This is a genomic window from Streptomyces antibioticus (assembly GCF_002019855.1).
Taxonomy (GTDB): domain Bacteria; phylum Actinomycetota; class Actinomycetes; order Streptomycetales; family Streptomycetaceae; genus Streptomyces; species Streptomyces antibioticus_B.
Genome location: NZ_CM007717.1, coordinates 6,701,538 through 6,727,947, shown reverse-complemented (window position 1 = coordinate 6,727,947; position 26,410 = coordinate 6,701,538). Strand labels below are relative to the sequence as shown.

General features: G+C 71.8%; 24 protein-coding genes and 1 riboswitch. Of the genes, 16 read left to right on the top strand and 8 right to left on the bottom strand.

Features of this window, described 5'->3' with window-relative positions; all coding sequences use genetic code 11:
* The first annotated feature begins 110 nt into the window (after positions 1-110).
* The 3 genes from AFM16_RS30495 (at position 111) to AFM16_RS30485 (ending at position 2,434) form a co-directional block, all read left to right on the top strand.
* Complete coding sequence (locus tag AFM16_RS30495) at positions 111-965, top strand: TIM barrel protein (protein ID WP_078635582.1); 855 nt, start codon at positions 111-113, stop codon at positions 963-965.
* A gap of 25 nt (positions 966-990) precedes the next feature.
* Positions 991-1,884 carry a 2-hydroxy-3-oxopropionate reductase gene (locus AFM16_RS30490; RefSeq protein WP_030792041.1) on the top strand — a complete coding sequence of 298 codons (894 nt, stop codon included), beginning with the start codon at positions 991-993 and terminating at the stop codon, positions 1,882-1,884.
* Positions 1,885-2,188: 304 nt separating this feature from the next.
* A complete protein-coding gene (locus AFM16_RS30485) occupies positions 2,189-2,434 on the top strand; it encodes a hypothetical protein (RefSeq protein ID WP_030792038.1) in 246 nt (81 codons plus the stop codon).
* A 150-nt stretch (positions 2,435-2,584) separates the two neighbouring features.
* On the opposite strand, the gene AFM16_RS30480 is transcribed toward AFM16_RS30485, so the two are convergent.
* Positions 2,585-3,139, bottom strand: coding sequence for a GNAT family N-acetyltransferase (locus AFM16_RS30480; RefSeq protein ID WP_078635580.1), 555 nt, complete (start codon positions 3,137-3,139; stop codon positions 2,585-2,587).
* Positions 3,106-4,353: a helix-turn-helix domain-containing protein gene (locus tag AFM16_RS30475; protein WP_078635578.1), complete on the bottom strand. Its 1,248-nt coding sequence runs from the start codon at positions 4,351-4,353 to the stop codon at positions 3,106-3,108. The genes AFM16_RS30480 and AFM16_RS30475 overlap by 34 nt, the downstream gene beginning before the upstream one ends.
* Positions 4,354-4,945: 592 nt before the next feature.
* Here AFM16_RS30475 and tgmA point away from each other — a divergent pair.
* The 4 genes from tgmA to AFM16_RS30455 are packed head-to-tail and all read left to right on the top strand — an operon-like array spanning position 4,946 to position 7,751.
* A complete protein-coding gene (gene tgmA / locus AFM16_RS30470) occupies positions 4,946-5,248 on the top strand; it encodes a putative ATP-grasp-modified RiPP (RefSeq protein ID WP_078635576.1) in 303 nt (100 codons plus the stop codon).
* A gap of 5 nt (positions 5,249-5,253) precedes the next feature.
* Positions 5,254-6,216 carry an ATP-grasp ribosomal peptide maturase gene (gene tgmB, locus AFM16_RS30465; RefSeq protein WP_078637138.1) on the top strand — a complete coding sequence of 321 codons (963 nt, stop codon included), beginning with the start codon at positions 5,254-5,256 and terminating at the stop codon, positions 6,214-6,216.
* Positions 6,206-7,393: an ATP-grasp peptide maturase system methyltransferase gene (gene tgmC / locus AFM16_RS30460; protein ID WP_078635574.1), complete on the top strand. Its 1,188-nt coding sequence runs from the start codon at positions 6,206-6,208 to the stop codon at positions 7,391-7,393. Before tgmB ends, tgmC begins: the two co-directional genes overlap by 11 nt.
* A gap of 31 nt (positions 7,394-7,424) precedes the next feature.
* A complete protein-coding gene (locus tag AFM16_RS30455; RefSeq protein WP_078635572.1) occupies positions 7,425-7,751 on the top strand; it encodes a DUF6087 family protein in 327 nt (108 codons plus the stop codon).
* Positions 7,752-7,780: 29 nt separating this feature from the next.
* On the opposite strand, the gene gcl is transcribed toward AFM16_RS30455, so the two are convergent.
* The gene (gcl, locus tag AFM16_RS30450) at positions 7,781-9,565 is read right to left on the bottom strand and encodes a glyoxylate carboligase (protein ID WP_078635570.1); all 1,785 of its coding nucleotides are present in this window, start codon (positions 9,563-9,565) and stop codon (positions 7,781-7,783) included.
* Between the two features lie 135 nt (positions 9,566-9,700).
* On the opposite strand from gcl, the gene AFM16_RS30445 reads away from it, so the two are divergent.
* A complete protein-coding gene (locus tag AFM16_RS30445) occupies positions 9,701-10,429 on the top strand; it encodes a hypothetical protein (RefSeq protein WP_078637137.1) in 729 nt (242 codons plus the stop codon).
* Here AFM16_RS30445 and AFM16_RS30440 read toward each other — a convergent pair.
* A complete protein-coding gene (locus AFM16_RS30440) occupies positions 10,417-12,051 on the bottom strand; it encodes an AMP-binding protein (RefSeq protein ID WP_078635568.1) in 1,635 nt (544 codons plus the stop codon). The genes AFM16_RS30445 and AFM16_RS30440 overlap by 13 nt on opposite strands.
* On the bottom strand, positions 12,048-13,718 hold the full coding sequence (locus AFM16_RS30435; protein ID WP_078635566.1) for an AMP-binding protein: 1,671 nt from the start codon (positions 13,716-13,718) through the stop codon (positions 12,048-12,050). The genes AFM16_RS30440 and AFM16_RS30435 overlap by 4 nt, the downstream gene beginning before the upstream one ends.
* Positions 13,719-13,848: 130 nt before the next feature.
* On the opposite strand from AFM16_RS30435, the gene AFM16_RS30430 reads away from it, so the two are divergent.
* The 3 genes from AFM16_RS30430 to AFM16_RS30415 all read left to right on the top strand — a co-directional run bounded on the left by AFM16_RS30430 (position 13,849) and on the right by AFM16_RS30415 (position 19,058).
* Positions 13,849-14,718, top strand: coding sequence for a helix-turn-helix transcriptional regulator (locus tag AFM16_RS30430; RefSeq protein WP_078635564.1), 870 nt, complete (start codon positions 13,849-13,851; stop codon positions 14,716-14,718).
* 477 nt (positions 14,719-15,195) lie between these two features.
* Positions 15,196-18,006 (top strand): ATP-binding protein, encoded by a 2,811-nt coding sequence (locus AFM16_RS30425; RefSeq protein WP_179123327.1) that lies wholly within the window; start codon positions 15,196-15,198, stop codon positions 18,004-18,006.
* A gap of 260 nt (positions 18,007-18,266) precedes the next feature.
* Positions 18,267-19,058 (top strand): S1 family peptidase, encoded by a 792-nt coding sequence (locus AFM16_RS30415; RefSeq protein ID WP_078635560.1) that lies wholly within the window; start codon positions 18,267-18,269, stop codon positions 19,056-19,058.
* Between the two features lie 109 nt (positions 19,059-19,167).
* Here the strand turns inward: AFM16_RS30415 and AFM16_RS30410 are convergent, their stop codons facing one another.
* A complete protein-coding gene (locus AFM16_RS30410; RefSeq protein ID WP_078635558.1) occupies positions 19,168-20,274 on the bottom strand; it encodes a winged helix DNA-binding domain-containing protein in 1,107 nt (368 codons plus the stop codon).
* Between the two features lie 161 nt (positions 20,275-20,435).
* Complete coding sequence (locus AFM16_RS30405) at positions 20,436-21,077, bottom strand: superoxide dismutase (protein ID WP_030791994.1); 642 nt, start codon at positions 21,075-21,077, stop codon at positions 20,436-20,438.
* A gap of 217 nt (positions 21,078-21,294) precedes the next feature.
* Positions 21,295-21,476: riboswitch (cobalamin riboswitch) on the top strand.
* A gap of 30 nt (positions 21,477-21,506) precedes the next feature.
* Between AFM16_RS30405 and AFM16_RS30400 the strand changes: the two genes are divergently transcribed.
* From AFM16_RS30400 to AFM16_RS30385, 4 genes are read left to right on the top strand one after another with little or no spacing between them, the layout of a single operon-like run.
* Complete coding sequence (locus tag AFM16_RS30400; protein WP_078635556.1) at positions 21,507-22,238, top strand: energy-coupling factor ABC transporter permease; 732 nt, start codon at positions 21,507-21,509, stop codon at positions 22,236-22,238.
* Positions 22,235-22,630: an energy-coupling factor ABC transporter substrate-binding protein gene (locus AFM16_RS30395; RefSeq protein ID WP_078635553.1), complete on the top strand. Its 396-nt coding sequence runs from the start codon at positions 22,235-22,237 to the stop codon at positions 22,628-22,630. Before AFM16_RS30400 ends, AFM16_RS30395 begins: the two co-directional genes overlap by 4 nt.
* A gap of 4 nt (positions 22,631-22,634) precedes the next feature.
* Positions 22,635-23,384, top strand: a complete 750-nt coding sequence (gene cbiQ, locus AFM16_RS30390; RefSeq protein ID WP_078635551.1) for a cobalt ECF transporter T component CbiQ — start codon at positions 22,635-22,637, stop codon at positions 23,382-23,384.
* Positions 23,381-24,226 carry an ATP-binding cassette domain-containing protein gene (locus AFM16_RS30385; RefSeq protein WP_030791985.1) on the top strand — a complete coding sequence of 282 codons (846 nt, stop codon included), beginning with the start codon at positions 23,381-23,383 and terminating at the stop codon, positions 24,224-24,226. The genes cbiQ and AFM16_RS30385 overlap by 4 nt, the downstream gene beginning before the upstream one ends.
* Positions 24,227-24,235: 9 nt before the next feature.
* Here the strand turns inward: AFM16_RS30385 and AFM16_RS30380 are convergent, their stop codons facing one another.
* A complete protein-coding gene (locus tag AFM16_RS30380) occupies positions 24,236-24,742 on the bottom strand; it encodes a hypothetical protein (protein ID WP_245177837.1) in 507 nt (168 codons plus the stop codon).
* Between the two features lie 186 nt (positions 24,743-24,928).
* Here AFM16_RS30380 and AFM16_RS30375 point away from each other — a divergent pair, with 186 nt between their 5' ends.
* The gene (locus AFM16_RS30375) at positions 24,929-26,383 is read left to right on the top strand and encodes a family 43 glycosylhydrolase (protein ID WP_078635549.1); all 1,455 of its coding nucleotides are present in this window, start codon (positions 24,929-24,931) and stop codon (positions 26,381-26,383) included.
* Positions 26,384-26,410: the final 27 nt, after the last annotated feature.

Genomic DNA, 26,410 nt, shown 5'->3' with positions numbered 1-26,410 from the left:
TCTTGACAAGCTGCGAACCCCGGCGGCAATCTTCCAATAAGCAGAAACAAACTTCCGCATTACGGAATTTGGCCGCACGCCACTCGCCCCGGAAGGGAGCGCGCCCCCGCATGCCACTCTTCGAATCGGGCACCTTCGCATCAGGCACCGCCGAAGACCACCGCTTCAGCGTCAACCTGTCGATCCTCTTCACCGAACTCCCGCTCCTGGAACGCCCTGCGGCAGCCGCCGCGGCCGGCTTCGACGCGGTCGAGCTGTGGTGGCCCTGGCCCGACTCCCCGACCCCCGCCCCCGCCGCGCTCGACGCGCTGAGGCGGGCGATCGAGGACGCGGGCGTACGGCTCACCGGCCTGAACTTCTACGCAGGACAGCTTCCGGGCCCCGCCCGCGGCGCCCTGTCGCTGCCCGGCGAGGAGTCGGAGCGCTTCCGGGCCAACGTCGAGGTGACCGCCGGATTCGCCGCCTCCCTAGGCTGCACCGCGCTCAACGCGCTCTACGGCAACCGCGTCCCCGAGGCCGACCCGGCCGCGCAGGACGCGCTCGCCCTGGAGAACCTGGTGCTGGCCGCCCGCGCCGCCGACCGGATCGGCGCGATCCTGCTGGTCGAGGCGCTGAACCGGATCGAGTCACCGCACTATCCGCTGGTCGGCGCACCGGCCGCGGTCGCGGTCGCCGACCGGGTCAACGAGGTGACGGGGCTCGGCAACGCCACGTTCCTGATGGACCTCTACCACCTGTCGATGAACGGCGAGGACCTGCCGCGGGTGATCGACACGTACGCCCACCGCACCGGCCACGTCCAGATCGCCGACAACCCCGGCCGCGGCGCGCCGGGCACCGGCACGCTCCCGCTCGCGGACCTCCTCGACCGGCTGCGCAAGGCGGGCTACGACGGCCGGATCGGCCTGGAGTACAAGCCGGGCGACCGCCCGAGCGCCGAAGCCTTCGACTGGCTGCCCCGCTGATCCCTCACCCGAGAGGCACCCCGCGATGACCCACGCACTCCCCAAGATCGCCTGGATAGGTCTCGGCATCATGGGCTCCCCCATGTCCGAGAACCTGCTCAAGGCGGGCTACGACGTCACCGGCCACACCCTGGAACAGGACAAGCTGGACCGCCTCACCGCCGCCGGCGGCACCGCGGCCGCGTCGGTCGCCGAGGCGGTCGCCGACGCCGATGTGATCATCACGATGGTGCCCGCGTCACCGCAGGTCGAGGCCGTCGCCTACGGCCCCGCGGGCATCCTGGAGAACGCCCGCGCCGGCGCCCTGCTGATCGACATGTCCTCCATCACCCCGCAGACCTCCGTCGACCTGGCGACGGCCGCGCGGCACAAGGGCATCCGCGTCCTGGACGCCCCGGTGTCGGGCGGCGAGGCCGGTGCGATCGAGGCCGTCCTGTCCATCATGGTCGGCGGCGACCAGGCCGACTTCGACGAGGCGAGGCCGCTCTTCGAGGCGCTGGGCCGGACCGTCGTACGGTGCGGTCCGCACGGCTCGGGCCAGACCGTGAAGGCCGCCAACCAACTGATCGTCGCCGTGAACATCCAGGCGTGCGCGGAGGCCGTGGTCTTCCTGGAGAAGTCGGGCGTGGACCTCGCGGCGGCGCTCGACGTCCTGGCCGGCGGCCTCGCGGGGTCGACCGTACTGGCCAGGAAGAAGGACAACTTCCTGCGGCGGGACTTCCGGCCCGGCTTCCGGATCGACCTCCACCACAAGGACATGGGCATCGTCACCGACGCCGCCCGCACCGTCGGCGCCGCCCTGCCCGTCGGCGCGGTCGTGGCCCAGTTGGTCGCGAGCCTGCGCGCCCAGGGCGACGGCGGCCTCGACCACTCCGCACTCCTGCGCACGGTCGAACGCCTCTCCGGCGACCGGGTCTGAGGACCCCCGAGACCTCCGGGCGGCGCCCCCGCCGACACCTGCCCTGTCGCGCCAAGGCGGGGGCACCGCCCGGAGCACCACCTCACCTCACCCAGTCCGTCCGCACCGCGGGAACGACCCGCGCGGCGCGGACCGGGCGAGGACCGCGGCGGCGTGCACGCCAGTGCGGTGGCGAGGGCCCCGGCCCCCTTCCCGACCTGAGGGAGGGCGGACCGGCCCTCCGCACCCGCCGCGGTCCCCGCCATCCCCCTTCCCCCCCGGCGCTCCACGTGCGGATCCGCGGCGCCCGCAGGACGCTGAGGGCATGGGCAATCCGACACGGTTTCCGCACATCGTGGTCCACCCGCCGGCGCTGGACGGCTCCCGGCGCGTCACCTCCGGCGACACGGTCCTCGGGGTGGCCTCCCACCTCGACGACGTCGTCGAGATCCTCCGGCTGGCCGACCTGGACCGGATCGAGGTGGAGGTGAGCGACCTCATCGAATGGCAGGGCGGCGGCCCGGACGACTGGCCCGGCCTCTCCGAACACCACGAACAACCGGAACCGTAGCCACCCCGCCCCAACCTCAAATCAACCTCTGAACATCGGTCAGCAGGCTTCAACCGGCTTTGTCCCGGGGCACATTGTGGTCAGGCGGGGCCCGCCGGCACGGGGGCGGCGGGCCTCCGCTGGAACAGCGCGGCCTCCCCGCCGCGCGACTCAGCCTCTGAGGTCTTTGACCATGACCGCCAGCAGCGGGGCATCAGCGAACGGCCGTCGCTCACCGACCCGGGTGTACCCCCACGATTCGTAGAGCGTCTGCACCTTCGGGTGGGTCACGTCGACCAGGAGTACGGCGACGTCCTCTGTGCGTTCCTTCAGCAGCGCTTCGTGGAGGCGTTCGGAGACGCCCTGCTTCCGCCATCGCGGCCGCACCATGAGTTCGGACACCGCGTAAGTGGAGCTGCAGCCGTCGTGCGGCTCATAGTCGGTGGATCGCCACCACTCCCGCCCGGGCGCGAGCGGCGCGCCGTAGGCGAAACCGGTCGGCTCGTCTCCGTCGTAGGCCACGACGCACGAGAAGTCCTCCATGCCTGACCAGTGGTCGACGAACCAGGGAAATCGCTGGTTGAAGGGGTCGTCCATGGCGTCGGCGTAGGCGTCGTCGTGCACGTCGATGAGCAGTTGCCGGAGGCTCTCGGGGAGGTTTCCGTGCTGGAAGTGACGCAGGTCGATCACGTTCAGCTCCAATCGGCACGTAGGCGGTCTGCCCATGCGCGCGCGTAAGCGGTGGAGGGGGCCAGGACGAGCAAGCCTCGATGGAAGTCGCCGACGAGCGTGCGCATGCGTCCGGGAAGCGGGGCGCCGTCCATGATGGCGAAGACGTCGGCAGCGGTGGCCGTGGCCTGTTCGATGTCCCCTTGTTGGAGTTGCGCGAGGGCGAGCTGACCGGTCGCCAACGCCCGGTTGCGGCGGAAACCGGGCGGGATCCTGGCAAGGGCACGATGGGCCATGGCCTCGGCATGGGCATACCGTCCGCTGCGGTTGTGGACGATCGCGCCGAGATGGTCGAGTTCGGACTGGCCGTAGAAGTCGGTCCAGCGGGGACGCCGGTGTTCGGGGGCCTTGGCAAAGGTGTCCTCGGCGGACCCGAGATGCCGCAGGGCGTCACGGCCCTCACCGAGCGCCGCGTACGCAAGAGCGGCTCGGACCCGCCCCAGCGAGTCGAAGAACGGATCCCTACGAGCGACCGAGGAGGCTTGTGCCACCTGCGCCGCCGCGAGGGCTTCGGGCCAGTTGCGGCGCTGGGAGGCGAGCATCGACACGGTGACCCACACACGCACCTGCGTGGGGCCGTCCTGGGAGAGCCCCGCGTATGTGGCGGATTCGTTCAGGTACCTCTGCGCCCGGTCCAGATTGCGGGCGTCGACGCAGGACCATGCGGCCATGGCGGTGTATTCGGAGGCCAGCGCGTACAAGGACCGGCGGACGCGCTCACCGGCGTTGCGCTGCTGAAGCTCCAGCACACCGTCGCGGCCCCGGACAGCGGCCCTCTCCAGTTCCGCGTGCCCGCCTTGGCGGTCGTCGGCTTCGACGAGGGCGTTCATCCCCGCGGCCACTCGGGCGACATCCGTCATACCGACCGCACGACGCTGCGCCATCAAGGGAACCGCGGCGGCTGCGGTCCCGGTGGCCGAGGCGATGAAGGCGCGGCGCCGCACGGGGTCCTCCTGCGGAAGCGGCATGGTGTGTGGTGCTGTGAACCCTAAGTCCTCGACGGAGCACCCGAACACCCTCTCCAGCGCCGCGCAGGTACGTCCGATAGGGCGGCGGGAGGTCCCGTTGAGGAGGTTGCGGACGGTGCGGTCGGAGACGTCACCGGGCCTGCCGGTGATCTCTGTCAGGGCAGTGTTCATCCGACCGGCCAACTCTTCCTGCGTGAGCCCGAGTTCCTCCATCCGGCTCTTGAGAATGGCGTTCGCTCCCATGAACCGACCGTAGCCCTGCGGTCACTTTCCGCACCAGGCCCGAGGTCACCGGATCGCAAAGTCTTCCGGTTCACGGAGGAGCGGCAGGACACGACTTTTCCTGTTCGCCGTTGGCCAGGAGCCGTTGACTTGGCATCAGACATCGCGCAACAGGCGTCGCAGCCTCGGAGGGATGCCCCCTTGACCATGACCACCGCCCGATCGACAGGGACCGGTCTCCCGGGCTACACGGAGACGATGCCGTGCGAGCCGCAGTCCGCACGCCGCGCACGGCTGCTCGTCTGCGCGGCTCTGGACGCCTGGGGCATAGGCGAGTTGGCCGAGGTGGGCACTCTGATCGTCACGGAGCTGATCAGCAACGCCGTCAGCCACACGCCCTGCCGTGTGATCCGGGTCGTGATTCGGCATGAGACGGCCGAAGTCATTCGGATCGGCGTTGCCGACAAAAGCCGGGACGCCCCGGAGCCGGGCTGTCCTGAAGGTCTGGGCAGAACTGCGGGCGCCGGCCGCATGCGGTCCCGGTCGGACCGCGGAATCCCCGTCCGGCCTCGAAGAACAAGACCTTCCGACAGATCCGACAGAGAGGAAGACCATGTTCAATCACATGGACCGATTCCCCACAGGAAGCCCGCTGCCGCAGGGACATCTGACGGCGGCCCCCTGGGGTCTGCGTCGTATCGCCCCGTACCCGCCCATGGAGGGGCCTGCCTACGCGACGGTGGCGCTGGACCCGGTGACGCAGACGGCGCGGTACTTCGACCCGTCCGGGGCGCCCGCCCTGTCCCCGGGGCACGGCACATCCTCCGGCACGAATCCCTCGACCGGCACTACGGGCCAGGGCGACGGCAACAGCGACTCCCCGGACAGTGACACGGGGAACGACACCGACCAGTGACCGTGGTGACGAACGACGATCGTCCGGTCCTGGTCGTCACCAACCTCGACGACCCGACCGCGGACTTCGTGATCGCCGAGCTGCACGACCGGGGTGTCCCGGTCGTGCGGTTCGACTCCGGTGACTTCCCCGCCACTCTGTCGTGTTCGGCCACCATCGGTGGCGCGGACACGTGGCGGGGAAGCGTGCAGACCCCGAGCCGACGTGCCGACCTGAGTGCGGTGCGTTCCGTGTACTACCGGCGTCCCTCGGGGTTTGCCTTCCCCCACCTCGACAAGCAGGACGAGCGGTTCGCCTCGGCCCAGGCGCGCCACGGGCTCGGCGGCATCCTGACGTCCCTGACCGGCTGCCTTTACGTCAACCACCCCCATCGCATCGGTGATGCCGAGTACAAACCGGCAGGTCTGGCGGCAGCGGCGGCAGCCGGCTTCACGCTTCCGCCGACGTTGATCACCAATGTTCCCGACGACGCGCGGGCCTTCATCGAGGCGCATGGTCCCGTCATCTTCAAGCCGATCTCGGTTCCCCTCTATCTGGTCGACGGCAAAGCTCAGACCGTCCCCGTGACCGAGGTGACCGCCGACGAGATCGACGACTCCGTATCGGGCACCATGCACCTCTTCCAGAAGCGGGTGGACAAGGTTGCCGACATCCGAGTGACGGTGATCGGCGAGCAGACCTTCGCCGTGCAGATCGACTCCGGTCTCCTCGACTGGCGCACGGACTACGGCACCCACACGTACACGCCTCTCGCCGCACCACCCGCGGTGGAGCGGTCGATGAGGGCCTACCTGAAGCACTTCGGACTCGTCTTCGGGGCGTTCGACTTCGCCCTGACCGACCGTGGTGAGTGGATCTTCATCGAGTGCAATCCTTCCGGACAGTGGGCGTGGATGGAGCCGCCGACCGGACTGCCGATGACGGCAGCACTCGCCGATCTCCTGCAAGGAGGACACCGTGACCGGTGAGACCGACACAGAGACGGTCGCGGCCGATCTCCGCCGTCGGCTCGCCCGACAACTGGAGGAGGACGGCCGGTTGCACTCGCCGCAGTGGCGGGCCGCCCTGGAGGCCGTGCCCCGCCACAGGTTCGTCCCGCGTTTCTACCGGGAGAGCCACGCCCCGGGCGTCACCGCCTGGAAGCCGGTCACACCGGAGACCGTCGGCGAGGAGGAGTGGCTCCGGCTCGTCTACACCGACGAGACATGGGTGACCCAGTTCGACGGCCGGGGCATCGACTGGGCTGCCCCCGAGGTGATCAGCAACGCGACCCCCACGTCCTCGTCGACGCTGCCGAGCCTCGTGGTCCGGATGCTCGAAGACCTCGATGTGCAGGACGGCATGAACGTCCTGGAGATCGGCACCGGAACCGGCTACTCGACAGCACTCATGTGCCACCGGCTCGGCAGTGAGAACGTGACCTCGGTCGAGACGGACGAGGGCGTGTCCCGACGAGCCGGCCACGCTCTCACCGGATCCGGCCACACCCCCCACCTGGTGGTGGGAGACGGTCGCACAGGCCACCCCGGCGGAGCCCCGTACGACCGGCTGATCGCCACATGCGGCTTCCGTAACATCCCGCCCGCCTGGCTGTCACAGGTCCGTCCGGGCGGCGTCATCCTCACCACCCTTCGCGGCTGGATGCGCTCCCTCGGCCTGGCCAAACTCATCGTGGCCGGTGACACGGCGAGCGGCTGGTTCAGCGAGGACGGCCCGAGTTTCATGATCGCCCGCCAGCAGGACGCACCAGAGAGCCTCGGCGTGGTGCCGGGCCCCGACGACGGGACAGCACGCAGAGCCGTACGCGGACCGGACCTTCTCACCCGCTCCGGGCCGGCGTTCATGGCGCAGCTCGCGGCACCGGACGCCCGTTTCTTCTCGACGGCGGTCGGAGGCGACCCGGTCAGCACATTTCTGCTGGACAGCGTTACGGGTTCCTTCGCCGTCCTCGCTCCCACTGACGGCGGCTGGCAGGTCAGACAGGGCGGCACCCGCCGCCTGTGGGACGCGATCGAGTCGGCGGTGGCAACCTGGGAGGAGTACGGTTCACCGAACACTTCGGCGTTCGGAGTGACCGTCTCCCGCGACCGGCAGGCCGTCTGGCTCGGGAACCCGCACGGCCCCCAATGGACACTGCCCTCCTGAGACGGCCGCCACCGACGCGAGGAACGCCAGGATGAACGACGAACCGCTGAAGGACTGGGCGGAACGCCGTGACGCGAGGATCGGCCGACTTCGCGCCGTGCCCGTCGCGCCCGGCGACGGGCCCAGGGCATCCCATCTGAACCCGGACGCACCCCGCGCCATCGAGCGCTGGAACGGGCACGCATGGGAGCCGTACGGGTTCGCCGCCTGCCTGGCCGATGCCAAGGCCGTCCTGTACCCGGAGGCCAATGAGCCCTCGCCGCCGGTGCCGGTACCGAAGCAGCTCGGCGTCGGCACCGGCAAGCACCGCAAACCCCAGGCGCCCAGGAAGGAAAGTGGCGGCCGGACGCAGGGGTGAGAAGCCCACCAGGGCCCCGGATCGGGACGTCACACCTTCAGTGTTCTGATCGACGTCGGCGCGTGCCACGGCTCGGTCGCCGTCTCCTCGAACTCCACGACGTTTCCTATGTCGTTGGTCGTGGACATCGCGATGTTCGTAACGCGCTCCAGGATCGCCTCGACGACGACCGGCACCTGGAACTGCGCGGCCAGCTTCTTCGCCCGCTCGAAGGCGGCGCCCAGGTCGGCGGGGTCGGTCACCCGGATCGCCTTGCAGCCGAGGCCCTCGGCCACCTTGACGTGGTCGACGCCGTAGGCGCCCAGCTCGGGTGAGTTGACGTTCTCGAACTCCAGCTTGACCTGGAAGTCGATGTCGAAGGCCCGCTGCGCCTGGCGGATCAGGCCGAGGTAGGAGTTGTTCACGAGGACGTGGATGTACGGGATCCGGTGCTGCGCGCCGACCGCCAACTCCTCGATCATGAACTGGAAGTCGTAGTCCCCGGAGAGCGCGACGACCTGGGCCCCGGGGTCGGCCTGGGCCACGCCAAGCGCCGCCGGGATCGTCCAGCCGAGCGGGCCCGCCTGGCCGCAGTTGATCCAGTGCCGGGGCCGGTGGACGTGCAGCATCTGGGCGCCGGCGATCTGTGAGAGGCCGATGGTGGTGACGTACCGGGTCTCCGGTCCGAACGCCTTGTTCATCTCCTCGTAGACGCGCTGCGGTTTGATCGGGACGTCGTCGAAGTGCGTACGGCGCTGGAGCGTGGCCCGCCTCTCCTGCGCGGCGGCCGCCCAGGCGGAGCGGTCGGGGAGCCGGCCTGCCGCCCGCAGTTCCCGCGCCGCCTCGACGAAGAGCGTCAACGCCGCCTTCGCGTCGGAGGCGATGCCGTAGTCGGGGGCGAAGATGCGGCCGATCTGGGTGGGTTCGACGTCGACGTGCACGAAGGTGCGGCCCGCGGTGTAGACGTCGAGACGGCCGGTGTGGCGGTTGGCCCAGCGGTTGCCGATGCCGAGGACGAAGTCGGACTCCAGGAAGGTCGCGTTGCCGTAGCGGTGCGAGGTCTGGAGGCCGACCATCCCGGCGTTCAGCTCATGGCCGTCGGGGATCGCGCCCCAGCCCATCAGGGTGGGGATCACCGGAACGCCCGTCAACTCGGCGAATTCGACAAGGAGTTCGCAGGCGTCGGCGCCGATGACCCCGCCCCCGGCGACGATCAGGGGGCGCTCGGCGGCGTTGAGCATGCCGAGGGCCTTGTCGATCTGGGCGCGGGTCGCGGCCGGTCTGAAGACCGGCAGCGGCGCGTAGGTGTCGGGGTCGAACTCGATCTCCGTCTGCTGGACGTCGACCGGCAGGTCGATCAGCACCGGGCCCGGCCGCCCCGAGCGCATCACGTGGAACGCCTGCTGGAGGACGCCGGGGACCTGGGCCGCCTCCAGGACGGTGACCGCCATCTTGGTCACCGGGGCCGCGATCGAGGCGATGTCGACGGCCTGGAAGTCCTCCTTGTGGATCACGGCGGTCGGCGCCTGCCCGGTGATGCACAGGATCGGGATCGAGTCGCCGATCGCCGAGTACAGGCCGGTGATCATGTCGGTGCCGGCCGGGCCCGAAGTGCCCACGCAGACACCGATGTTGCCCGGGTGGGCGCGGGTGTAGCCCTCGGCCATGTGCGAGGCGCCCTCGACATGGCGGGCGAGGGTGTGCCGGATGCCGCCGGACGCCTCGAGCGCCGCGTAGAAGGGGTTGATCGCCGCGCCGGGCACCCCGAACGCGGTGGTGACGCCCTCGCGCCTGAGGATCTCGACTGCCGCGCGGGCAGCGGTCATGCGAGCCATCGCGTACTCCCATCCTCCCCTAGTGATTTTCCGTATCGTGGAATTTGTTTTCTGCTATCTGGAAGCAATGTAAGAGGGTGCGCGAAGGTCGTCAAGAGACGGACAAGCGGGGGCCGGAGGAGGACGATGGGGGCCATGTCCGAGAGCGTGCCGGTGCGCTGCCCGGCCTGCCGGCGCGAGCGCCTCTACACCGCGCCGTCCTATCCGTGCGCGTGCGGTGCCCCCGTCACCCCGGTGCTCGACCGCCGTACGGCAGCGGCGGCCGTCGTCCGCCGGGTGTGGGATGAGGAGTGGATCACCCTGCGCTGCGGGGCCTGCGGGCGCCGCGACCAGTGGCCGCGGCCCGAACTGGGCTGCCCCTGCGGAACGGTGCTGCACATACCCGTGACCGGTGCGAACGGCGGCGGGGCGAAAGACGACGAGGCGGGCGGCGCCGGGCGGCGCGGCTTCCGTACCGTCGCCATCCGCAGCGCGCTCGACGCCGTCACGGCCGCCGCGCTCTATCTGCGCTGGCTCGGCCACGACGACGTCCGCCGGGCCGACCAGCGGCCCACCTCCGGGATCGGGCTCGCCGCGCGCGGGCTGCTGGCCCAGGTGGACCCGAGCGCCCGCCCGGCCACGCTGCGGGACGTGGAGTGCCTGTGGCTCACGGCGATGACGGAGTCGGCGCGGTGCGTGTACTTCTCCCTCGCCGGGTACGCCCCCGAGGCCCGCGCCGGCGCCGACCGGCTGCCCGTCCCGCTGTTCCTGCTGGACCCGACGGGCACACCGCGCCCGCTGAACGCCCCGGCGGCCGCACTGGACGCCGGGGGCGGCGGCGGCGCGGGCGGCGCGGCCGGCGCCCGAGGTGGTCAGCCGCCGTAGTTCTCCCGGAGTTCGATCTTGCGGATCTTGCCGGACACCGTCATCGGGAACGTCTCCAGCACCTGGAGCCGGCTGGGGATCTTGTAGTGCGCGAGGCGCCCCTCGCAGAAGGCCCGCACGTCCTCCAGCGTCGGCGGGTCGGCCGGGTCGCGCGGGATCACACAGGCGAGGACCTCCTCGCCGTACTTCTCGTGCGGTACGCCGACGACCTGGACGTCCTGGATGCCGGGGTGGCCGTAGAGGAACTCCTCGATCTCGCGCGGGTAGATGTTCTCGCCGCCCCGGATGATCATGTCCTTGATACGGCCGACGATCTCGACGTAGCCGTCCTCGCGCATCACCGCGAGGTCCCCGGTGTGCATCCAGCGGCCCGCGTCGACGGCCTCGGCGGTCTTCTCCGGCTCGTTCCAGTAGCCGAGCATCACGCTGTAGCCGCGGGTGCACAACTCCCCCGCCGTGCCGCGCGGTCGGGTCACTCCGGTGACGGGGTCGACGACCTTGACCTCGATGTGCGGCAGGACGCGGCCGACGGTGCCGGTGCGGTGCTCCAGGTCGTCCTCGCGGCGGGTCTGGGTGGACACCGGCGAGGTCTCCGTCATGCCGTAGGCGATCGACACCTCCGACATGTTCATCTCGCCGACCACCCGTTTCATCACCTCCACCGGGCACGGCGAGCCCGCCATGATGCCGGTGCGCAGGGTGGAGAGGTCGTAGGAGGCGAAGTCGGGGAGGTTCAACTCCGCGATGAACATGGTCGGGACGCCGTACAGGGACGTACAGCGCTCCCGCTGGACCGCCTCCAGGGTGGCCCTCGGGTCGAAGGCCGCGGCCGGGATCACGATGCAGGCGCCGTGCGAGGTCGCCGCCAGATTCCCCATCACCATGCCGAAGCAGTGGTAGAAGGGCACCGGGACGCAGATCCGGTCCTGTTCGCTGTAGTCGATCATCTCGCCGACGAAATAACCGTTGTTGAGGATGTTGTGGTGGGAGAGCGTGGCGCCCTTGGGGAAGCCCGTGGTGCCCGAGGTGTACTGGATGTTGATGGGGTCGTCGCAGGACAGCTCGTCGGGGCGGGCGTCCGGGTTCGCGCGGGCCAGCAGCGCGTCCCAGCTCGGGTCGCCGATGAACACCGCCTCGCGCAGGGCGGGGCAGCGGGGCCGGACGTCCTCGATCATCGCCCGGTAGTCGCTGGTGCGGTGGCTCACGGAGGCGAACAGGAGGGAGATTCCAGCCTGGTTGAGGACGTACTCGACCTCGTGGGTGCGGTAGGCCGGGTTGATGTTGACCATGATCGCGCCGACGCGTGCGGTGGCGTACTGGACGAGCACCCACTCCGCGCAGTTGACGGCCCAGATCCCCACCCGGTCGCCCTTGGCGACGCCGGCGCCGAGCAGGGCCGAGGCCAGCCGGTCGACGTCGGCGCCGAACTCGGCGTAGGTCCAGCGCCGTTCGGACGGTACGTCGACCAGCGCCTCGCGCTCCGGCCAAGTCGCCACCGCCCGGTCCAGGTTGGCGCCGATGGTGTCGCCGAGCAGGGCGGTCGCGCTGGTGCCATGGGCGTACGAGAGCGCGGGCTTCGAGAGTGCGGGCCTCGAGAGTTCGGGCCTCGAGAGTTCGGTCACCGGAAGTCCTCCTCGCGGTACTCCTGCTCCGACCCCGCCGCCGTCGCCTCACGCAGCTCGATGCGCCGGATCTTGCCGCTGACCGTCTTGGGCAGCGGGGCGAACTCCAGTCGTCGGACGCGCTTGTAGGGGGCGAGGACGTCCCGGGAGTGCTCGAAGAGCACCTTCGCGGTGTCCGGCCCCGGCTCCCAGCCCTCGGCGAGCACCACGTACGCCTTGGGCACGGCGAGCCGCAGTTCGTCCGGGGCGGGGACGACGGCCGCCTCGGCCACCGCCTCGTGCTCCAGCAGCGCGCTCTCCAGCTCGAAGGGGCTGATCTTGTAGTCGGACGCCTTGAAGACGTCGTCGCTGCGGCCGACGTAGGTCAGATAGCCGTCGTCGTCCCGCGACCCGATGTCACCGGTGCGGTAGTAGCCGTCGGCCATCGCCTCCGCCGTGCGGTCGGGGTCGCCGTGGTAGCCGGCCATCAGGCCCACCGGGCGGTACATGAGGTCGAGCGCGATCTCCCCCTCGCGGACGCCGGGTTCGCCGGTCACCGGGTCGAGCAGCTCCACCCGGTAGCCGGGTCCGGGGCGGCCCATGGAGCCGGTCTTCAGTTCCTGGCCGGGGCTGTTGGCGATCTGGACGGCCGTCTCGGTCTGCCCGAAGCCGTCCCGGACGGTGACGCCCCAGGCGCGCCGGACCTGCTCGATGACCTCGGGGTTGAGGGGTTCACCGGCGGCCACGGCCTCGCGGGGCGGGGTGCGCAGGGCGGTGAGGTCGGCCTGGATGAGCATGCGCCAGACGGTGGGCGGGGCGCAGAACGTGGAGACGCCCGCGCGGTCCATCTCCGCCATCAGCCGGGCCGGGTCGAAGCGGGTGTAGTTGTGGATGAAGACGGTCGCCTCGGCGTTCCACGGGGCGAAGAGGTTGGACCAGGCGTGCTTGGCCCAGCCGGGCGAGGAGATGTTGAGGTGCACGTCGCCGGGGGTGAGGCCGATCCAGTACAGGGTGGCCAGATGGCCGATCGGGTACGAGGTGTGGGTGTGCTCGACCAGCTTGGGACGGGCGGTCGTCCCGGAGGTGAAGTAGAGCATCAGCGGGTCGTCGGCCCGGGTGGGGCCGTCGGGGGTGAAGCCGGCGGGGGCGTCGTAAGCGTCCTCGTAGGCCAGCCAGCCGTCGGGGGCGCCGCCGACGGCGATCCGGGTGTACTCGCCGGGCACCTCCTCGAACTTGGCGGTGTCGGCGGTGCGGGCCAGGACGTGCCGGACCCGGCCGCGCTCCACGCGGTCGCGCAGGTCGGCGGGGCCGAGCAGCGGGGTGGCCGGGATGACGACGGCGCGCAGTTTCATCGCGGCGAGGGCGGTCTCCCACAGTTCGGCCTGGTTGCCGAGCATGACGAGGACGCGGTCCCCGGCGTCGACCCCGGCCGCGCGCAGCCAGTTCGCGATCCGGTCGGAGCGTTCGGACAGCTCGGCGAAGGTCAGCCGGGTCTCGGTGCCGTCCTCCTCGACGATGTGCAGGGCGGTGCGGCCGTTGCCGTCGGCGATGACGTCGAACCAGTCCAGGGCCCAGTTGAAGTGCTCGGGGCGGGGCCACTCGAAGCCCTCGTAGGCGGTCGTGTAGTCCTCGCGGTGCTCCAGCAGGAAGTCCCGTGCCCTGCGGAAGCTCTCCGTCGCCGTCGTCATCCGTCCTCCTCGCTCCGTCGGTGTCGGGCCGTCGGCTCCGGACCATTGCCCGGCGGCTCCCTCACATCGTGTAATCCGTGATGCGGGTCTCACCACCCCCGAACGGGGGTGTCGGGTCGGCTCCCCGCGGATGGTGGATGGGCACGGAAAGGGCGAGGACGTGGCAGCAGAGACGGCCGGGACGGCTCAGATCGGCGGCGCGCTGGCGCGGCTGCGGCGGGCGACGGGGCTGCCGGTCGCCTTCGGCGGTCTGGTCGAGCCGGGGCGGCACCGGATGCGGATCAGCGAGTTCAGCGGCGCGGCCACGCTCGCGCTCAGCGGTCTCGCGGTGACCTCGGGGAACGGCCTCGGCGGCAAGGCGGTCGCGCTGGCCAGGCCGTACGCGGTGACCGACTACTCGCGCTCGCGCCGGATCAGCCACGAGTACGACGCGGCCGTCGCCGAGGAGGGCCTGCGCTCGGTGCTCGCCGTCCCGGTGGTGGTACGACGCCGGGTGCGGGGCGTGCTGTACGGCGCCCTGCGCACGGCCCAGCCGCTGGGCGACCGCACGCTGAACGCGGCGGTGGAGGTGGCACGGGACGTGGAACAGGCGCTGGTCGCCGGCGACGAGGCGCGCGAGCTGCTGACGGCGGCCCGGCCGGGGCCCGGTCACGGCGCCGAGCGGGAGCGGGTCCGCGAGGCGCACGCCGCCCTGCGCGCCCTGGCGCCCCGGATCGCCGACCCCGCGCTGCGCGCCGAACTCCTGGACGCCTGCGGCCTGCTGACGCCCGCGGACGAGACCCACCCGGGCCCCGGCGGGCCGGCGCCCGTCCTCGCGCCGCGCGAACTGGACGTCCTGGCGTGCGTGGCGGCGGGCGCGACGAACGCGGCCACCGCCGAACGCCTGGGCCTGCGCACGGAGACGGTCAAGGGCTACCTCCGCTCGGCGATGCGCCGCCTGGGCGCCCACACCCGCGGCGAGGCGGTGGCCACGGCCCGCCGAGCGGGGCTCCTGCCGTAACGGCGCCACCTGGTCCCCTGCTGTATCGGCGTGCCTGGTCCCCTGCGGTATCGGCGCTGCCTGGTCCCCTGCCCCGGCGGACCGATCGGGCATGCGCGCCGCAGCGGACCCTGCGACCGGCCACCGGGGGCCACCCCCGGCACAGGCACGTCGCCCGCGCCCCCCGCCGCGGACGACCGGAAGTGAGCCTCCGCGCAAGGCCGTCCGCCCGGGCCTCCTGCCCTCGGCGTCCGGGCCGTGGCAGAGTGCTGACATGTCCGGGGTTCACCCGTTCGGCAGCGTTCGGATCCAGCCAGGGAGGGGTTCCGCGTCCGGCTCGTGGGGAGCCCTCACGAGCAGCTTCCATTCATCGGCGGCCGTGATGAATTTACCTGTGCGTCATGTTGTTATCTGCCTCACTTCGCTGACCCTCCGAATTTCAAAGAGTCGTTGCCTAGAATTTGGCTGGGACACGACACCCGGAGGGGAGCGGTAACCGTGCGACGGGAGTTCAAGGAGCCTGCCAGATGCCGCCCCGACCTGGTCATCGGCAGGGAGGAGCTGTTCGGTTCCGCCCGTGACCAACTGGCGCGCGGCGGCAGTGTGCTGCTCCACGGGCCCGCCGGAATAGGAAAGTCGACCGTGCTGCGGGCATTGGCCGCGGATTACGGCGACTCCGCGCACACCGTGTTGCGCTGCTCGGCGACCGAGTCCGAATCGCATCTGCCGTTCCTGGCGCTGGCGGACCTCTTCGGTCTGGTCCTCGACGAGGTCTCGGACAAGCTGCCGTCGGCCCAGCGCACGGCCCTGGAGTCGGCGCTCACCGGCCGCGGCGAATCGACCCTGCAACGCGACGGCCTGGCGCTGCGTCTCGCCGTGCTCTCCGCGCTGCGCGCGCTCGCCGCCACCGGCCCGGTGCTGCTCGTCGCCGACGACCTCCAGTGGCTGGATCCGGCCAGCGCCGAACTGCTCGGCTTCGCCGCCCGCCGGCTCGGCGACACGCCCGTCCAACTGCTGTCCGCGGTCCGGACCGAGGGCCAGGAGTACGACCGCCATCTACGCGCGTCTCCGCCGGACACCCTCGCCGTCCGCCTCAACCCGCTCTCCCGCGGCCAGGTCTCCGCACTGCTCGACCACCGCGGCTACACCGCGCTGCCCCGCTCGACCGTGCGGGAGATCCACCGCACCAGCGGCGGCAACCCGCTGTTCGCCCTGGAGCTGGGCCGCGCGCTCGGCGAGAGCCCGACCCCGCCGCGCCCCGGCGAGCCGCTGCCGGTGCCCACCTCGCTGCGCGCCCTGGTGCTCAGCCGGCTCGACATGCTCTCCGACGAGGCCCGCCGCACCCTGCTGGTGGCCAGCGCCGGCGCCCGCCCCACCCTGGCCCTGCTGCACGCGGCCGGCCGGGAGAACGCCGAGGCCGAGACCGCCCAGGCGGCCGCGCTCGGGCTGCTGGCGACCGAGCCGGAGGAGCCCGCCGTACGGTTCGCGCATCCGCTGATCTCGGCGGCGCTGTACGCGGAGGCGCCCGCGCAGGAGCGCCGGGCCGCGCACGCGGCGCTGTCCACGGCGGCCTCGGACCCGATCGAGCGGGCCCGCAACCTGGCGCTGGCGACCACCGGCACCGACCCGGAGGTGGCCGCCCGGCTCGCCGAGGCCGCCGCGCTGGCCCGGGACCGCGGCGCCCCCTCGGTCGCCGCCTCCCTCGGACTGCTCGCCGCCCGGCACACCCCGCCGGACGGCGCCGTCGCCCCGGACGAGCGCCGGCTCCAGGCCGCCGAGGACGCCATCACCGCCGGCGAGGTGGACCTCGCCCGGGACATCGCGCGCGAGGTGCTGACCCGGGCGACCGTGCCCGCCGACCGGATCCGGGCCTGGGAGGTGGTGATCGAGGCCGCCGGGCAGTCGCTCGGCGAGGTCGACGCCGTCTTCCCGCAGGCGCTCGCCGACGCGGGCGACGACCCCCGGCTGCTCGCCCTGGTCCACTACCGGCTGGCCTGGCGCAAACTGATCGTCGAGGGCGACTTCGCGCAGGCCCGCCAGGAGGCCGCGCACACCGCGGAGCTGGCCGCCCGGGGCGGTGACCGCCGTACGGAGCTGTTCGCGCTCTCCTTCCAGGGCTCGACGGAGATCCTGATGGGTCATCCGCTCGCCCCCACCACCATCAAGCGGGCCCTCAAGGAGCCCCAGGACCCGTATGTGGCGTGCCATCACAACGGCGCCGGCATGGCCCGGTTCCGCTGGCTGCTGATGAGCGACCAGCTCCCCGACGCCCGCGCCACCATCACCGCGCTGCTGCGCGAGGTGCGGCGGCGCGGGATGGTCGAGAGCGAGGTGCACTTCCAGCGGTTCCTGGCCGACACCGAACTGCGCTCCGGGCACTGCGGACGCGCCCTCGACCTGGCCCGCGAGAGCCTCAAGCTGGCCCGCGACTCCGGCATCGGCCTGGGCGCGTCCGCGATGCTCACCTCGCTGGCCGAGGCGTCCGGCGGTGACGTGGGCAAGGCGCTGGTGCTGGCCAGGGAGGCCGCCGACCACGCCGAGGAGGACGGCGACCAGATGTACCTCTCGCGGGCGCTGGCCGCGCTCGGCTACGCCCAACTGGTGGCCGGGGACGCCGCGGGCACGGTCGCCTCGCTGCGCCGGGTGCGCGAGCTGGAGCAGGGCATGGGCATCACCGACCCGGCCCGCGGCCGCTGGCAGGGCGACCTCGCCGAGGCGCTGGTCCGGGTGGGCGAACCGGGCGAGGCGCAGGACGTCATCGACGTCAGCCGCGAACACGCCCTCCGGCTCGGCCGGGAGAGCGTCCTCGCGGTGCTGGACCGCGCCGAGGCCCTGGTGCGGGCGGCGCACGGCGACCACGAGGCGGCGCTGGCCCGGCTGACGTCCGTCCAGGACCGGCTGGCCAAACTGGGCTACGGCCTGGAGGAGGCGCGCGCCGCGTTCGCGCACGCCCGGCTGCGCGCCCGGCAGCCCGGTCCGACGTCGTACGACGAGGCGGCGCGGCTGTTCCGGCGGTGCCGGGCGCTGCCCTGGCTGCGCCAGGTGGACGCGGCGGCCCTGGAGGAGACGGACGGGGCCCGCCCGGCCGCCCCGCCCGCGCAGGCCGCCGACGCGCTGGAGGGGCTGGCCTCGATGGAGCGTCAGGTCGCCGCGCTGGTCATGGAGGGCGCCACCAACCGGGAGATCGCCGCGCGCCTGTTCATCAGCGTGAAGACCGTCGAGGCGACCCTGACCCGGGTCTACCGGAAGCTGGGAATCCGCTCGCGGGTGGATATTGTCCGACTGGCGGCGGGGCGCCACGCCAAGTGAGCGGGGCGCGGGGTTAACTGCCCTCGCGGATCCACGGAACACGGACCCGTCGGACCCTGTGCGCCCCCTGTGTACGACCGAGGGTTTTCCCTGCCCCAACTCCCTTAGGGGGTTCCCTCATTGGGAGGTGGGTGCGCCGGGCCCTAGCGTTCGTGATGTGCCGCTCGCCCGGGCAGACGGGGGTCGGTCCCGCGACCCCCGTACACACCCCCCACGCCCGTGCGAACCCCCCACCGGCAGCTCCCCCCACAAGGAGATTCATGTACGGGCTCAACCGTGCCAGGAAGGCCGCCGCAGTCGTCGCGGCGGCCGCCGCGGCGGCGGCGACCTGTCTGCTCAGCGCCCCCACCGCTGTCGCAGCGCCGCAGCCGATCGTCGGCGGCACGACGACCACCACGACCGCGTACCCGTTCATGATGCAGATCACGGACGCCTCGCAGAACCAGTTCTGCGGAGGGACGCTCGTCTCCCCGACCAAGGTCGTCACGGCCGCGCACTGCATGGTCGGAGAGAGCACGAGCAGTGTGCGCGTCGTCGGCGGCCGCACGTACCTCAACGGTACGAACGGCACGGTCAGCCGGGTCAGCAAGATCTGGATCCACCCGAACTACACCGACGCCACCGACGGCGAGGACGTGGCGGTGCTGACCCTGTCGACGTCGATGCCGTACACCACGGCGTCGTACGTCACCTCGTCCCAGACCGATCTGTACGCGGCCGGCACGACGGCCCGCGTCCTGGGCTGGGGCACGACCTCACAGAACGGCAGCTCCTCCAACCAGCTTCGGACGGCGACCGTGCCGATCGTCTCCGACTCCGGTTGTGCGAGCTCCTACGGTTCGGACTTCGTGCCGTCCGACATGGTGTGCGCCGGATACTCCTCCGGCGGCGTAGACACCTGCCAGGGCGACAGCGGCGGTCCCCTGCTCATCGGGGGCGTCCTGGCAGGGATCACTTCTTGGGGCGAGGGCTGTGCCCAGGCCGGTCACCCGGGTGTCTACACCCGGCTGACCGCCTTCTCCGGCCTGGTCGCCACGCAGGTGAACTCCTGACGGGTCACCGCGTACGCCCCATGAACTCCTGAGCACCCCTCAGGTGAATGCCAGGGGGCGCTGCGAGCCTCCACGAGCGGCCCGCAGCGCCCCCTATCCACGTCCCGCGTCACCGCTCCACGACCGTCCCGAACCGCAGGTCACGGGGCTCCCCCGGGTGCAGCGCGGCCAGCATCCGCTCGGCCTCCCCGGCCACCTCCCGCCGCTGCCCCGCGGTGAGGCGCCCGAACGGTTCGACGACGAGCGCGTCCTCCTCCAGCCGCCACACGCCCGCGAGGAACCCGTCGACGAGCAGGGTGCGGTACGCCTGGTTGCCCCGCCAGGTGCGGCCCCGGTAGTCGGACGGGACGACGCGGGTGCGGTCGGCGTGGGAGAGCAGCAGGTTGTCGAACTCGGGCAGGAACCGGGGCGGGGCCGGGGTGTCCGGGTCCGGGCGGGGGGCGTCCGGGAGGTCGAACAGCTCGACGCCGTGCTCGTCGCGGAAGGTGACCAGGCGGGGCCGCAGCCGCTCGAAGGCGTCGCGCAGCCGGGTGAGCCCGGCCCAGGTCTGCATGTCCTTGACGGAGGCCGGTCCGAAGGCGGCGAGGTAGCGCGTCACGACGTCGTCCGGCGCCGGGGCGGGTTCGGCGGGCCGGCCGAGCCAGTGCTCGGCGGTCGTCAGCGCGACCTGTCCGCTGCGGTCCCACAGCCCGCGCGGGGTGACCTGGACGAGCGGGAGCCGGCAGCGGGCCGCGAGCCCCAGCGACTGCGGGTCGGCCTCGGGCCACCGCGCGGACAGCGCCTCGCGCAACTGCGCCATCGTGCGCGGCTCCTCCTCCACGAGGTCCCGGGCGAGCCCCGCGAGTTCGTCCAGGTCCACTCCGGCCAGCCCCTTGCGGAACGCGTTCAGCTCGCGGTCGCGGGCGGGCTGCACCAGCGGCCGCAGGGTGAGCGCGTCGTCGGCGGTGTGGGTGTGGATCGTGGAGCGCATGGTGACGATCCGGACCACCTGGCGGTCGGCCATCGGCGCGGACAGGTCCTCGGGACGGAATCCGGCGAGACGGGCCGCGAGCGCGTAGTACGGCGGCCTGACGTTCTGCGCCTGGAGCCCGAGCAGATGGGTGACGGCCTCCGTCGCCGCCAGCGCGGCGGGCCGCAGCAACAACTGCCGTTCGAGGGTCGCGCGGTTGAGTGCGCGGGCGTCGAGCACGGGGGCGGCGGGGGTCGGCTTCGTCATGGACGGGACGGTAGCGGGGATCGAGGACAGATGCTGTCCGCTGTGGGCGTCCGCATGGCACCGGGGTGCCGGACGAGTGCCTCGTAACGTCCTCGCCGCTGGGCGTTGACAAGGGCGGGGCGGCCCCGTGCCGATCGGGGCCGCCCCTCGGGGTGTGTCGGTCACGGGGTCAGGAGGAGGCTGTCGCCGCGTTCCTTGGCGGCCGTGTAACGCCGGGCCACGTCCTGCCAGTTGACGACCGCCCACATCGCGTCGATGAAGTCGACCTTCTGGTTCTTGTACTGGAGGTAGAAGGCGTGCTCCCACGCGTCGAAGACCAGGATCGGGGTGGAGCCCTGGCCGACGTTGCCCTGGTGGTCGTAGACCTGCTCGACGATGAGGTGGCCGGAGAGCGGCTCGTAGGCGAGGACGCCCCAGCCCGAACCCTGGGTGGTGGCCGACGCCTTGGTGAGCTGTGCCTTGAAGTTCGCGAAGGAGCCGAAGGATTCGGCGATCGCGTCCGCCAACTCGCCCACGCCGTCCGCCTCCAGCGGCTCGCCGCCGCCGTCGCCGGTCATGTTGTGCCAGTAGATGCTGTGCAGGATGTGCCCGGAGAGATGGAACGCCAGGTTCTTCTCCAGGCCGTTGATCGAACCCCAGGACTCCTTGTCCCGGGCCTCCGCGAGCTGCTCCAGGGTGTCGTTCGCGCCCTTGACGTACGCCGCGTGGTGCTTGTCGTGGTGCAGCTCGATGATCTCGGGGCTGATGACCGGGGCGAGCGCCGCGTAGTCGTACGGAAGCTCCGGGAGCGTGTAAACCGCCATGTCCAACGTCCTCCGACGTTATTGCGAATGGTATGCAAGTGCACGCTAACAGCAGAAGGGTGCCGGTGCTGATCAGCCGTAGGACCTAGGACCAGGGACGTGTCGCCGCGTGTCGCCGCCGTGCTCCGCGTGTGCGCTGGGTGTGCGCCGGTGTGTGAGCCGTCCCACGCCGCCTTCGCGCCCCCCGTTGTCGCTTGTCAGGGGCCTCGTACGGGCACTACTGTCACCACGCCTCGGTGAACGGGAAATCGGTGTGAAACCGGTGCGGCCCTCGCCACTGTGATCGGGAAGTCCGGCTCCGGCCCTCACGGGCAGCCACTGGGTCCTCGGACCCGGGAAGGCGGAGCACGGACGGTGGTACCCGTCAGCCAGGAGACCGGCCGGGGCGCGTCAACCATCCACGAGGTGCTGGAGAGGGTCTGCTGAACCATGCACATAGCCGAGGGTTTCCTCCCGCCGGCGCACGCCGTCGCCTGGGGCGTCGCGTCCGCACCATTTGTCGTCCACGGAGTCCGTTCACTCACCCGTGAGGTCAGGGAGAACCCCGAGAGCACCCTGCTGCTCGGCGCCTCCGGGGCCTTCACCTTCGTCCTCTCCGCCCTGAAACTGCCGTCCGTGACGGGGAGTTGCTCCCACCCCACCGGCACCGGCCTGGGCGCCATCCTGTTCCGGCCGCCGATCATGGCCGTCCTGGGCACCATCACCCTGCTGTTCCAGGCGCTGCTGCTCGCCCACGGCGGGCTCACCACGCTCGGCGCCAACGTCTTCTCCATGGCGATCGTCGGACCATGGGCCGGATACGCCGTCTACAAACTGCTGCGGCGCTTCGACGTGCCGCTGATGGTCGCGGTGTTCTTCGGCGCGTTCGCCGCCGACCTGTCCACCTACTGCGTGACCAGCGTGCAGTTGGCGCTGGCGTTCCCCGACCCGGGCAGCGGATTCCTGGGCGCGCTCGGCAAGTTCGGCTCCATCTTCGCCGTCACCCAGATCCCGCTGGCGGTCAGCGAGGGTCTGCTCACGGTGTTCGTGATGCGGCTGCTGGTGCAGTCGAGCAAGGGTGAACTGACCCGGCTCGGTGTGCTGGTGACCGGCGGCCGGAACCGGGGCGGAGCCGACAACGGCGCCTCCGCCGACGCCGGCACCGAGGCGGTGGCCCGATGAACCGCAACACGAAGATCAACGCCCTGCTGCTGCTCGTCGTGGCCGCGCTGGCCGTCCTGCCGCTGGCCCTCGGGCTCGGCGACCACAAGGAGGAGCCGTTCACGGGCGCCGACGCCGAGGCGGAGACGGCGATCACCGAGATCGAGCCGGACTACGAGCCATGGTTCTCCCCGCTCTACGAACCGCCGTCCGGCGAGATCGAGTCGGCGCTGTTCGCCGTCCAGGCGGCGCTGGGCGCCGGGGTCCTCGCCTACTACTTCGGCGTGCACCGGGGCCGGCGCCAGGGCGAGGAGCGGGCTCTGGCCCGCCAGGACGCCCCGGACACCGGCTCGGCCGCATCGGCCCCATCGGCCGAGAGCACCTCCGCCGGCCCCGCCGCCGAACGGGCCTGACCGGGTGCTGCCGATCGACGCGGCGGCGCACAGCAGTCGCTGGCGCCGCCGCCATCCCGTGGACAAGGCCGTGCTCGGGCTCGGCCTGACCGCTCTCGCCGTCTGTCTGCCGCCCTGGCCCGGCGCCGCGCTCGTCCTGGTGACCGCTCTCGCGGTGCTGCTGGGACCGGCCGGGGTGCCGGGCCGCCGGCTGTGGCGGGCCTACCGGGTGCCGCTCGGGTTCTGCGTCACCGGCGCGGTCACCCTGCTCGTCCAAGTGGGCGGCCCCGGCGGGCTCGTGGGCTGGGCGGACGGCGGTGCCGTACGCGCCGGGGAACTGCTGCTGCGCACCTCGGCCGCCTCGCTCGGCGTTCTGCTGTTCGCGTTCACCACACCGATGTCCGACCTGCTGCCGCGCCTGGTCAGGGCCGGGGTGCCCGCACCCGTCGTGGACGTGGCGCTGGTGACGTACCGGATGAGCTTCCTGCTGCTCGACTCGATGCGGCGGATCCGGGAGGCGCAGGCGGCGCGGCTCGGGCACACCAGCCGGGCCGCGGAGTGGCGGGCGCTGGCCGGGCTCGGCGCGACGGCGTTCGTCCGAGCCTTCGACCGGGCGGCGCGGCTCCAGGCCGGTCTCGCCGGGCGCGGCTACGACGGCACCCTGCGCGTCCTCGTGCCCGAGGCCCGGGTCTCCGTCCGTTTCACGGCGGCCAGTGTCGCGCTCCTCGCCGCGCTGGCCGCCCTCACCCTCGTCCTGGAAAGGCCGCCGACGTGAGCGAGCCCGTGCTGGTCGCCCTGCGGGGCGCCTCTTTCGCCTACGAGGACGGCCCTTCGGTGCTCGACGGGCTGGACTTCGAGATCCGCGCCGGACGCGCGCTCGCCCTGCTGGGGCGCAACGGCAGCGGCAAGACCACGCTGATGCGGCTGCTCAGCGGGGGACTTCGGCCGCACGCCGGCCAACTGAGCGTCGAGGGAAGCCCGGTGGGCTACGACCGCAAGGGGCTGACCCGGCTGCGGACGACGGTGCAGCTCGTGGTGCAGGACCCCGACGACCAGTTGTTCGCCGCATCCGTCGGCCAGGACGTGTCGTTCGGGCCGCTGAACCTCGGCCTGTCCGACACGGAGGTGCGGGCCCGCGTCGACGAGGCGCTCGCCGCCCTGGACATCACGGGCCTGGCCGAACGGCCCACCCATCTGCTGTCGTACGGGCAGCGCAAGCGGACGGCCATCGCGGGCGCCGTCGCGATGCGTCCGCGTGTGCTGATCCTGGACGAGCCGACCGCCGGGCTCGACCCCGACGGCCAGGAACGGCTGCTGGTCACCCTCGACGGGCTGCGCGCGTCCGGCACCACGGTGGTGATGGCCACCCATGACGTCGACCTCGCCCTGCGCTGGGCCGACGACGCGGCGCTGCTCACGCCGTCCGGCGCCCACACCGGCCCGGCGGCGGACATGCTGGCCCGCGCGGACCTGCTCGCACAGGCCGGGCTCCGACTGCCGTGGGGTGTCGCCGCCGCCGAACTGCTGCGCGCCCGGGGCATGTTGACGGACGGCACGCCCGGCCCGCGCACGGCGGAGGAACTGGCCGCGCTGGCCGCCGCGCCCACCGGGAGGTGACGGGCGTCCTCAGGGGGCGCCGGGTGCGGTGGCGTCGTTCATGCCCCGGAGCTGCTGGATGTCGCCGCCGACCTTCTCCCGGGCGGGCTCCAGCAGTTCGGGGCGTCCGCTGACCACCCAGCGCGGGCCGACCAGATAGGTGCCGCCGTAGATGCTCGCGGAGTCCAGCCAGGTCAGCTTGAACTTCTCCGCCGGGAAGGTCGTGATGAGGTAGTTCGCCTTCGCGGAGCGGCAGGTGCCCTCGCGGAGTTCGTCGGCCTCGGTGCGGATCGCGGGCTCGCAGCCGAGCAGACCGGCGATCACCTCGACCTTCGGCGGGGCGACCACCCCGGCGGCGGGCGTGGCGGAGAGCCGCGACGCGCCTTTGTCCTCCGCCGGCTTGGCGGCGTCCGCGCCCGCTCCGCACGCCGTGGCCAGCGGGAGCAGGGCCAGCCCGGCGACGAGCGCGGCGGCGCGCAGGGGGCGGGCGAGGGATCTGCTGCGGCCGGGGGGTGCGGGCTGCGACTGCTGTGGCACGTGCCTCTCCGTGTTCGAGTCTGCGACATGACGGCTGTCCAGTGGTACGGGCGGTGCGGGACGGTCGTTCACGAGCGTTGACGGGGTCATGCCCAGCCCCTATCTTCTGGCCGGGGTTGCGAACCTAGTTCGAAATTACGAACACACGATGCTGACCACACGACCATGCTGACCATGGGAGAGGCAATGTCGAGACCCGCACCCGCCCGCCTGTTACTGACCGTCCTCGTCACCCTCGCGGCCCTGCTCACCGGCGCACCCGCCACCCCCGCCCACGCCGCCGCACCCGAATCCCCCGCCGTGACCTACACCAACCCGATCGCCGCTCAACGCGCCGACCCGCACATCGTCAGACACACCGACGGCTACTACTACTTCACCGCCACGGTCCCCGCGTACGACCGCATCGTGCTGCGCCGGGCCACCACCCTCCAGGGGCTCTCGACCGCCCAGGAGGTGACCATCTGGACCAGGCACAGCAGCGGCGTCATGGGCGCTCACATCTGGGCGCCGGAGATCCACTTCATCGAGGGCAGGTGGTACGTGTACTTCGCGGCCGGCGCCACCGACGACGTATGGGCGATCCGGATGTACGTCCTGGAGGGCACCGGCGCCAACCCGCTGACCGCCGCCTGGACCGAGAAGGGGCAGATCAGGACCACGTGGGAGAGCTTCTCGCTCGACGCCACGACCTTCGTCGTGGGCGGAGTGCGCTATCTCGCGTGGGCGCAGCGCAATCCGGCCGAGGACAACAACACCAGCCTGTTCATCGCCCGGTTGGCCAACCCCTGGACGATCAGCGGGACTCCGGCGGAGATCTCGCAACCCACGCTGTCCTGGGAGACCGTGGGGTACAAGGTCAACGAGGGGCCCGCGCTGATCCAGCGCGGCGGCAAGGTCTTCCTGACCTACTCGGCGAGCGCCACCGACGCCAACTACTGCCTGGGCATGCTCACCGCGTCCGCGACGGCCGACCTCACCTCCCCCGCTTCCTGGACGAAGAGCACGTCGCCGGTGTTCAGGTCGAGCGAGGCGACCTCGCAGTACGGGCCGGGCCACAACTCGTTCACCGTGTCCGAGGACGGGACGTCGGACATCCTCGTCTACCACGACCGCGGTTACCGGGAGATCAGCGGCGATCCGCTGAACGACCCCAACCGCCGCACCCGGGTGCAGAAGGTGTACTGGAAGGCCGACGGCACCCCCGACTTCGGCATCCCGGTCGCCGACGGGGTCACCCCGCAGCGCTTCTCGTCCGCCAACCACCCCGACCGCTTCGTCCGGCACTGGGAGTTCCGCGCCAGGATCGAGGCGGGTGTCAGCCCGCTCGCGGACTCGCAGTTCCGCGTGGTGACCGGGCTGGCCGGCACGGGCACGGTGTCGCTGGAGTCCGCCAACTACCCCGGCCACTACCTGCGGCACCGGAACTTCGAGGTGTGGCTGGAGCGGAACGACGGCACGGCCGCCTTCGCCGCCGACGCGGCCTTCCACCGCCGGACGGGCCTCGCGGACACGACGGGCGTCTCCTTCGAGTCGTACAACTACCCGGGCCGGTACGTCCGTCACCACGACCACTTCCTGTACGTACAGACGCCGGGCACGGCGACCGACCGGGCGGACGCCACCTTCCACACGCAGTGAGCGACCCGGCCGCGAGGGGCCGTAGGA